Source organism: Desulfurella sp. (assembly GCF_049977265.1).
Classification (GTDB): Bacteria; Campylobacterota_A; Desulfurellia; order Desulfurellales; family Desulfurellaceae; genus Desulfurella.
This window is the reverse complement of sequence record NZ_JBMFGQ010000004.1, coordinates 47,559-56,573: the sequence shown is the minus strand read 5'-3', so window position 1 is coordinate 56,573 and position 9,015 is coordinate 47,559. Positions and strand designations below refer to the sequence as shown.

At 29.4% G+C, this 9,015-nt stretch carries 9 protein-coding genes; all 9 read right to left on the bottom strand.

Annotated features, from left to right (window positions below; genetic code table 11):
* Positions 1-541: phosphate ABC transporter substrate-binding protein PstS (locus ACP5FO_RS01845; RefSeq protein ID WP_428156938.1), on the bottom strand; the 541-nt coding region annotated here is incomplete at its 3' end.
* Between the two features lie 103 nt (positions 542-644).
* Positions 645-1,115 carry a TlpA family protein disulfide reductase gene (locus ACP5FO_RS01840; RefSeq protein WP_428106863.1) on the bottom strand — a complete coding sequence of 157 codons (471 nt, stop codon included), beginning with the start codon at positions 1,113-1,115 and terminating at the stop codon, positions 645-647.
* Positions 1,116-1,184: 69 nt separating this feature from the next.
* The gene (locus ACP5FO_RS01835) at positions 1,185-2,093 is read right to left on the bottom strand and encodes a protoglobin domain-containing protein (protein WP_428156937.1); all 909 of its coding nucleotides are present in this window, start codon (positions 2,091-2,093) and stop codon (positions 1,185-1,187) included.
* Between the two features lie 83 nt (positions 2,094-2,176).
* Entirely contained in the window at positions 2,177-2,668 is a 492-nt protein-coding gene (locus ACP5FO_RS01830; protein ID WP_428156936.1) for an SCP2 sterol-binding domain-containing protein, read from the bottom strand.
* 102 nt (positions 2,669-2,770) lie between these two features.
* Complete coding sequence (locus ACP5FO_RS01825; RefSeq protein ID WP_428107530.1) at positions 2,771-3,769, bottom strand: glycosyltransferase family 2 protein; 999 nt, start codon at positions 3,767-3,769, stop codon at positions 2,771-2,773.
* On the bottom strand, positions 3,762-5,009 hold the full coding sequence (locus ACP5FO_RS01820) for a flippase (RefSeq protein WP_428156935.1): 1,248 nt from the start codon (positions 5,007-5,009) through the stop codon (positions 3,762-3,764). The genes ACP5FO_RS01825 and ACP5FO_RS01820 overlap by 8 nt, the downstream gene beginning before the upstream one ends.
* Before the next feature lie 9 nt (positions 5,010-5,018).
* Complete coding sequence (locus ACP5FO_RS01815; RefSeq protein WP_428156934.1) at positions 5,019-6,395, bottom strand: mannose-1-phosphate guanylyltransferase/mannose-6-phosphate isomerase; 1,377 nt, start codon at positions 6,393-6,395, stop codon at positions 5,019-5,021.
* A 70-nt stretch (positions 6,396-6,465) separates the two neighbouring features.
* Positions 6,466-7,185: a LytR/AlgR family response regulator transcription factor gene (locus tag ACP5FO_RS01810; RefSeq protein WP_428156933.1), complete on the bottom strand. Its 720-nt coding sequence runs from the start codon at positions 7,183-7,185 to the stop codon at positions 6,466-6,468.
* A complete protein-coding gene (locus tag ACP5FO_RS01805; RefSeq protein WP_428156932.1) occupies positions 7,178-8,779 on the bottom strand; it encodes a LytS/YhcK type 5TM receptor domain-containing protein in 1,602 nt (533 codons plus the stop codon). The genes ACP5FO_RS01810 and ACP5FO_RS01805 overlap by 8 nt, the downstream gene beginning before the upstream one ends.
* Positions 8,780-9,015 lie beyond the last annotated feature (236 nt).

The following is a 9,015-nucleotide window of genomic DNA, read 5'->3' as shown; positions in this document are numbered from 1 at the left end:
TCTGACTTAGCCAGTAAGTAACATTCCAGTTTGTACCAGAACCATCCGCTCTATGGACTATGGTAATAGGAATATGCGGTAATCTCAAGCCAGGATTATCTTTTTCGATTTGTGGATCATTCCAATATTTAATCTCTCCCATAAAAATTTTTGGTACAACTGCATTTGATAGTTTAAGCTGATTGTCTTTCAAGCCAGGAATATTTACAACTAGCACTATACCGCCAACCAAAGAGGGAAACTGTAGTAGATTTTTTTTATTTAACTCTTGCTCTGATAAACACATATCTGTGCCACCAAATGCCACTACACCCTGACTTACCTGCTGTATGCCTGCACCTGAGCCTACACCTTGATAGTTCACTTTATTGCCAGTAGCTTTCTCGTACTCATAAGCCCATTTTGTATAAACTGGATATGCAAATGTAGAACCAGCGCCATTGATAGACATACCTGCAAAAGAATATTTAGTTGCAAGTAAAATTCCAAGAAAAACCGCAAAAATCAGAATAAACTTAATTCGCTTATCTGAATTTAGCATAGTCACCTCCAAAAAAATTGACACTTTTAGTGTCGTTTAAGTAATATTGTATAATAAAATATGTTAATTAAACATCAAGAAATTGTAAAATTTTTGTAAAATGCTATTTTAAGGATCTTATTATTTCAATAAAATCCCTCTCGCCAATTTGACCAGGTACTCTAACTTTTGGAACACCTTGCTTATCTATAAAAATACTTGTTGGAGTAGCGAAAACTCCTCCAAGAGGAGCAGTTTGAGCATAATTTCCCCAATAAAGAGGATATTTAACGCTAAATTGTTCACCAAAAAGCTTAATTTGTTCTACATGATCAAAAGGATCAACGCCAATAATTACTACATCCTTTTGATTTTTGCCATATAACTCATAAAGCTTATTTAGTGTGGGAACTTCTTTTTGGCAGTAATAGCAGCTAATATCAAAAAAGGTCATTACAACAACTTTACCTTTAAAATTTGCAACATTTGTTTGTTTGCCGTTTATTCCAATTAAATTTAAATTAAACGCAAAGCTATTGTTGACGAAAAAAATCAAACATATTAATGCAAGAAAAAAAAATCTTTTCAATTTCATTATACAACCTCCATTTTCTAAAGGTTCAAAATTATCACAAATAAATATAAAAATCAATTATTGATTTTTTTAATTTACTGCCTTTTTTTGTTCACTTAGGTTCATTAACCAATATACAATTCCCAAAACAAGAACAAGTAAACCCAGTATAGCCACTTCTTCAGATTTTTGGGGTTCAAGTGAAAATATTAAAATTTTTCTCAAAAGAGCAGCCATTGCAAGACTTATAAATACATTTAAAGCAAATTTTTTTCCCTTTAATCTTTTGACTTCTTCTTCTAAAAGTTCTCTTACAGTCCACAAAATTAACATAGCACCAAGTATATTTATTACCGTATTTTCAAACGAGGAACTAGAATTAAGTAAAAATTTGAATATATCAGATAAAAACAAGAAAAATATTAAGAGACTTGTCAATACAAGCAAACTAACCAAACCAACATCAAAAAAATAAGAAATTTTTAAGCTTAAACGAACAATATTTGTTTCTATTTTAGTTTTTGCTATATAAAATTGATTTTCATTAATATAAGAACTTGTCATTATATCTAAATTAATATCCAGTATTTTATTAATAGAGGTTTTTAATTCTTCCTGTCTATGAGCAAGATCGATATTTTCTAATATAAAACCATTTAGATATGATCTAATAAAACTCATAGTGGCACTAACATAATGCGATGGTAACCCTATTTGAGCATGAACTTCGCCAATCTTTTTCACCTTTCTTAAATAATCTTCATCATATTTCCCGTTAAACAATTCTAAAAACCATAGCTTCAATTTCTCTTTATGTCGTTTTCTAATTTCTTCATCCGATAAAAATTTACTGTAATTATCAAAATTCGATATGAATTTATAAAGCTCTAAAGTAAAATCATCAGCGCTGTTTTTTATTAACTCCTTTAAACTAAAGAGGTTACTAATATCCTCATCCGTAAAGTTATATATTTCAGTAATCTTTTCTATTGTCTCCATAACTATATTTTTTAATTAAAAAAAAAGATTTGTCAAGAAAAATATGCTGCCACATCAAATTGTATTGATGGCAGCATATTTTTTTAAGGACAAGCTTCAGTATAAGAAACTTTTCCTAAATCTACCAAAAAAGCTTTAAATGGGGCTATAAATTGCATTGCTTCTCCTTTTGAACCATTGAAAGTCATTTTAGAGAACATTCCCATGTTAAGAAAACCAAATTCTCCTGCAGCCAAAGACTTCCAATTTTTAGTAGTAGCATACATTACAAACTCCGGGTGATGGTCTTTTTGTGCTCCGCCATAAATACACACTGCTTTACCGTTTTCGTGCTTAATCTCAACCTCTGATATGACTCTTGGGTTACAATCTTGTCTGTAAAAGGCTATTGTTTTATAACCTTTTTCTTTATTGACATTGTAATTTGACCATTCTGCCATGGTAGTCTGCAGATGCTCGTTCCAATAAGAGCAAAATTCTTTTGTCCAACTGGCACTCATCCAGGGTTGTGCAGCAAACGACAAAGAACTTGACATGAGTAAAGTAATTAAGCCTAACACCAAAGTTTTAAACACACGCACCTCCAAAAATGATAAACTCATTTAATTAGATTATACAATATATAACTAAATAATTTTGTCAATAAAAAATTCCCAAATAATTGAAAAATATTTATGTTAAAGTTTTGGAGGCTTTGATTTGTTAATAAAAAACCATTTAATATGTCTTAGAGCATCAAACAAAAAAGGTATGTAAAAACTTATTATTTTTATAATATTTTTTGGATAAAAGACAACTTTAATAGCTTTTTTATCTTCTATGCGTAATCGTTTAATAAAATCCACAAATAACTTTTTATTTTTTTTGATCAAAATTTTGCTTAGCATTTTGTTATATCTATCAAAAAGCATAGTATTTTTCCACTTTAATAGTTGTCTTTTATCAAAACCAAGCCCTAGCGCATATCGGTAAGGTGACTTTATAAATTCTAAACTAACAAAAAGTTTATCAACATCAGATACCATTGAAACATTATCATTGTGAAGTCTCCAAACTGCTACTGTTTTATTTGATAGAATTACATTGCCCGACAAGCACAACCTCAAAAAAGATTCGACATCTTCATTTATAATATCATACTTATAAAAACCAATTTTCACAGCGACCTGTCTTGAATACAACGTTGCAGCATGAAAGTAGGGAATTTTATTCCAATTTAGAAATACATAAAAACCATTAATGCAAGTTTCTTCTTTTCTCTTGTATATTATTCTTGAGTTATCATAGATTGTCTCAGATAGTGCCAAAACCATAACGATATTCGCACACTCTTTATTATGATAAAAATCTATCTGGCTTATCATTGTAGATATTGCATCGCTTGAGAGCAAATAATCATCGCTATCTAAATTTAATACATAATCGCCCGTTGCATATTCATATAATAGCTTTCTGTGGTTGGCTACCCTGCCAATGTTTTTTTCATTTCTATAATACTTTAGGCGCTTATCATTATATTCTTTAACAATTTGACGCGTATCATCCAAAGAAGCATCATCTGAAACTATAACTTCTAAATTTGGATAATCTTGGTTTAAGGCAGAATCAATTGCTTGTTTTATATATTTTGCCTGATTGTATGCTGGTATGGCAATTGTAACTTTTGGTTTATCCATTTTTTATCCTCAAAATTTTGTTTAAAACTAATATAAATAATATAAATTCGGTAAGCGAAAACGCAATACTTGCCCCCAAATCTCTTAAAAAGTATCCAAGAATTAAGCAAATAATTATATCAAATATTGATACAAACACAATGCTTTTTGTAAAATACCTTTCAAAGTTTAAATTTATAAGGCCAATTGTACCAAATAAATAATTAAAACTACCAAATAATATTACAAAACTTAAAATTCTCATATCAATTACAGCTTCAGGCATAGGTTTTGCAGAAATAATCTTTATTATAAAGCCTGAAAATATAAAAACAAATAGCATTATTAAAAATAAAATCAAAACATAGTATCTTGCGATAGAAAATAAATTTTTAACAGCATCTTTTTTTGATATATTGTGATATTTTTTTGATAAATGAGGATAAAGACTTTGACCAATGGGGCTCATTAAAGCTTGCAAACTCATAATGATTTTTGAAGTTAAAGCATAATAACCCACAGCTGTATTTGTAGACACAAGACCCAAAAAAAAAGTATTTGCATTTCTATAAATGTTTGTTGACAATAATGCCAAAAATAAATGCCAGCCTTCTAGCAATTGATGTTTTATATTTTCAAAACTGAAAGTCAAACTAATATTAAATTGTTTTATGGCAATATAAAAAGCTATTAAACCACCAATTAAAAAACCTAATGAATTGATTAATGGTACATATAAATAATCTTTTTCTTGTTTAATAAAAACAAATATGCACAGTGTAAAAATAAGTTTTATAAATATATTGATAAGTGTAATATACTTCATTTTTTCTAAACCTTGAAAAAGCCAAACTGGAAACAACATTTGCCCAATTAGCACTAAAAGTGAAAAATAAAATATCTCATATTCATTATAAAATTTTTTGAAACTAAAGATTATAATTGTAGAAATAATCATACTAAAAATCACGAAAGCTAACTTTACATACAAAACAGATGAAAAAATTTCTGAAATTTTTTTAGAATCATTACGGTTTATCGATATTAGTTTAGTCGCAGATAAACTGAATCCATAATCTGTAAAAATAACAAAATATGCGGCAAACGACTGAGCAAATGCAACGAGACCATATTTATCAATACCAATCGTCCTTACCAGGTAAGGGATAGTGATAAAAGGCAAAATATAGTTAGCACCTTGCATTAAACCTAAAAAAATTATATTTTTAAAAACTAACTTTTTATCTTCGCTTAAACGCATTTTATCAAATCAGCATCTCTTAAAATCGTCTTCAACCCTTATAATATCATCTTCTCCTACATACTCACCAACTTGAGCTTCTATAATTACCAAATCAATTTTACCGGGATTTTCTAATCTATGAAGCTCGCCAATTTTGATATATGTAGATTCATTTGGTCTTAATATAAATTCTTTATCACCAACGCTCACCTGGGCTGTACCAGACACAACAATCCAATGCTCGCTTCTGTGTAAATGTTTTTGCAAAGAAAGCCTTTTTTGCGGTTTAACTACAATTTTCTTTATTTTGTAAAATCGGTTTTGTTCTAATAACGTATAATTGCCCCATGGTCTGTATACAGTTAAATGAGCATCTGTTAATTCTGAGTTTTTAGTTTTAAGCATAGAAACTATATCTTTTACTTTTTGACCAGAACCCTTTTTCGATATAAGTAAAGCATCAGCAGTATCAACAATAATTAAATCTTCTATGTCTATTGCTCCTATTGTTCTTGAATTTTCTTCTATAATAAGGTTATTTTTCGAATTTATAAGTATTGAATTATTTCTTGTATTACCATTTTGATCTTTTTCTAAAACCTCATAAAGACTATCAAAACTACCCAAGTCGTTCCAGTCTATATCAAAAGGCACAATTTTTAATTTTTTACTTTTTTCTGCTACAGCATAATCTATACTCTTCGATTCAATTTTTAGCATATCATCAATTTTTATTCTTACAGGAGAACAATTTTTTGCATTTTTCCATGCAGTATAAGATAACTCAAAAATTTTCCTTTCGTGCAGATTTAACTCTTCCAGATAGGTTTTTGCTTTAAAACAGAATATTCCACTATTCCAAAAATAATTGCCATCTTCAATGTATCTTTTGGCAGTCTCTAAATCTGGTTTTTCTTTAAATTCCAAAACATCAAATCCATCAGCTTTTATGTAGCCATAACCTGTATTGGGGTTTGTTGGTTTTATACCAAATGTTACAATGTAATTTAAATTAGCAAATTCTTTAGCTTTTGCCAGACTTTTATAATAATTATCAGATTCTTTAATATAGTGGTCGGCACTGGAAACAAGCACAACCTGATTTTGTTCAACCATAAAACTAGCAAAAGCAACTGCAGGTGCAGTATTTTTACCAACTGGCTCAAGTATAAACTCCACATTATCCAATCCCAAACCAATTTCCTCAATTTGATCAAGCGCTAAAAAATAATGAGATTCATTTGTAACAAATATAAATTTTTCTGCAAAATCTTTATTTCTTAGGACAGTTAGTTGAAATAAAGATTTATTATCAAAAAGCTTTATAAATTGTTTTGGATAAAGGCTTCTGCTAAGTGGCCAAAGTCGGGTACCAGAACCACCACACAAAACTACATTTACCATAAACCTCCCCTTTTTATCAAAATTTCCAAAACATTATAGAAATTGTGATACTAAAAAGTCAAATTATTTGTTAAAATAGTCCTAGTATACTTTTTAATTCTTTAATATTTGATTTACTTACAGGTATTCGAGTTTTATTTGCATCTTTAACTACAAGCCAGTATGTGCTTTTAAACCATGGTATAATTTCTAATATATATTCCAGATTTACAATGTAGCTTTTTTGAACTCTATAAAATTGAGAAAAATTTTGTAATTTTTCTTCAAGATTTTTCATTGAGTTTTTAAAAAGAAAAGTAGAATCTTTTGTTGAAATTTCAACAAACCCTTCTTGAGATCTGGCAAATACAATTTCAGAAAAATCTAATAGATAAATTTTGCCTTTTTTTTCAACAGGTATTTTATTAATTTTTTTATTCTGTAATTCGTTTTTTTTGACAAAATTTTTAGCTTTTTCTAAAGCTTTTTGCAATCTAGAAGCACTGATTGGTTTTAGCAGGTAATCAATAGCATTTAATTCAAAAGCTTCAACTGCATAATTATCATAGGCTGTCGTAAAAATTATAGCAATATTTTGATTTTCCAACATTTTTAAAAGCTCTAGACCATTTATTTTTGGAATATTTATATCAATAAATACAATATCTGGTTTCAAGTTTTTTGCTAATTTTAGACCTTCAATGCCATTTTGAGCACAACCTACAATTTCAATATCATTAAATAAATGCAATAAATAAGTCAACTCATCAATTGCTGGTTGTTCATCTTCTACAATTAAAGCTTTAAGCATGAGCGATCTCTGCAAGTGGCATTAGAAAGTGCACATTTGTACCTTCACCTTCTTTTGTGTTTATATGAAGCCGCGATATATTGCCAAAAATAGACACAAGACGTTCATTAACATTTTTTATCCCTATTCCAGTACTATTTTGAGACTGAATATCGTTTTTATAATTAGTATCAAACAAACGTTGCAGTTTTTCTTGATTTATACCGGGTCCATTATCAGTTACGCTGAAATGAATATATGAACCTTCCCTTTTAATTTTTATATTTAAAATTAGTTTTGATGAGATTAAAGGCATAGAATGTTTTATGGCATTTTCAACGAGGGGCTGCAAAACAAATGCAGGTATTTTTTCGTTAAGTAAACTTTCATCAATTTCTTCTATAATTTCAATTTTACTGCCAAAACGGGCTTTTTCAATAAAAAGGTACGCTTTGGCAATTTCCAATTCTTTTTCAATCGTAATAAATGAACCAATATTTTTAAGGTTATATCTAAGATATTCGCTTAAATTAATTAACATTTCTCTTGCAACCTGCGGATTAGTCCTAATAAAAGATATTACTGCATTTAGCGTATTAAACAAAAAATGTGGGTTCATCTGAGAAGCAAGTGCAATTAGTTTTGCCTGAGATGCTAATTTTTTTTGTTCTTCAACCTGAGCTATTTCAATCTGATAAGAAATTAATTGGGCAAGTCCTTTTGCTAACTCTATATCAGTATTTGAAATAATTTTTCTGCTAACTTTCTTTTTTGCTCTATAAAGTTTTAAGGTACCTATTGTTTTATCGAAACATTTTAGAGGTACAATTACAACACTATTTAATTGACATGTTCTAACTGAACAACCTATTTCTTCTTTGGTATTTGCTATATTAATTTCACCGTTTAATATGCTATTTTTCGTGGCACTTGTTTGGATTGGCATAGAGCTTTTGTGATGGTCATCCCCAACTCCAACATGTGCAAGTATTTTACTAGTATCTGTCAAGGCTACCGCATCCAAATCCGTTGACTCGTAAATAATTTTTGCTGTATTGTATGCAGATACCTCATTTAATCCGTTTCGCAAAAAAGGTAGTGTTTTATTTGCTATCTCAAGGGATAATTTAGCAAGGGCTGCAGAGATATTTTCTTTTTCATCGAGAACAGATTTTACAATCATCATAAATACAGTTATACCAATAGCATTTGTAACTGCCATTGGCATACCTATATCGTTTACTAAATCAAACGCCTTTGAATATGGTTTTGCAAATAACAAAATTATGCCCATTTGCATACTTTCTCCCAGTACACCAGCAAAGAAAGCCAACTCCCAAGGTATATATTCACCTTTGTAGTATTTGCGTATAAGACCGCCAAGCAATCCCTCTAATGCAGTAGAAATTCCGCATGTTGTGGCTGTAAAACCGCCAAGCGTTAATCTATGAAATCCTGCTATCAACCCAGCACCAAATCCTACAATAGGGCCACCAATCAAACCACCAACCATAGGGCCAATAACTCTTGAATTCGCTATTGCATCTTTTATAGGTACACCAGTGTAAGTACCCAGAATGCCTATTCCAGCAAATATTAAAATTGCAAGAAACAAATCAGTTTTTTTAACTTTTGCATTGTATAGAATATTTTTAAAAAATGAGGCTTTGGATAAAAAAATGCCAATATAGCAACAATGCTTAAGCGTTCAAGCATTGTTAAAAGCAATTGAATTCATCATACAAAACCCCTATTTAATTATACATAAATTAAAAAATTAAATCAATTATTTGAAAAAAGGTTATTTTTAAAAACCTCTTTAAATACTTTTAAAAATCTATATACTTAAAA

Excerpts from the sequence above, each read along its gene's own strand:
- ACP5FO_RS01835 (WP_428156937.1), bottom strand. The coding sequence starts at position 2,093 with ATGGAGACAATAGAAAAGATTACTGAAATATATAACTTTACGGATGAG.
- ACP5FO_RS01840 (WP_428106863.1), bottom strand. The coding sequence starts at position 1,115 with ATGAAATTGAAAAGATTTTTTTTTCTTGCATTAATATGTTTGATTTTT.
- ACP5FO_RS01820 (WP_428156935.1), bottom strand. The coding sequence starts at position 5,009 with ATGCGTTTAAGCGAAGATAAAAAGTTAGTTTTTAAAAATATAATTTTT.
- ACP5FO_RS01810 (WP_428156933.1), bottom strand. The coding sequence starts at position 7,185 with ATGCTTAAAGCTTTAATTGTAGAAGATGAACAACCAGCAATTGATGAG.
- ACP5FO_RS01825 (WP_428107530.1), bottom strand. The coding sequence starts at position 3,769 with ATGGATAAACCAAAAGTTACAATTGCCATACCAGCATACAATCAGGCA.
- ACP5FO_RS01815 (WP_428156934.1), bottom strand. The coding sequence starts at position 6,395 with ATGGTAAATGTAGTTTTGTGTGGTGGTTCTGGTACCCGACTTTGGCCA.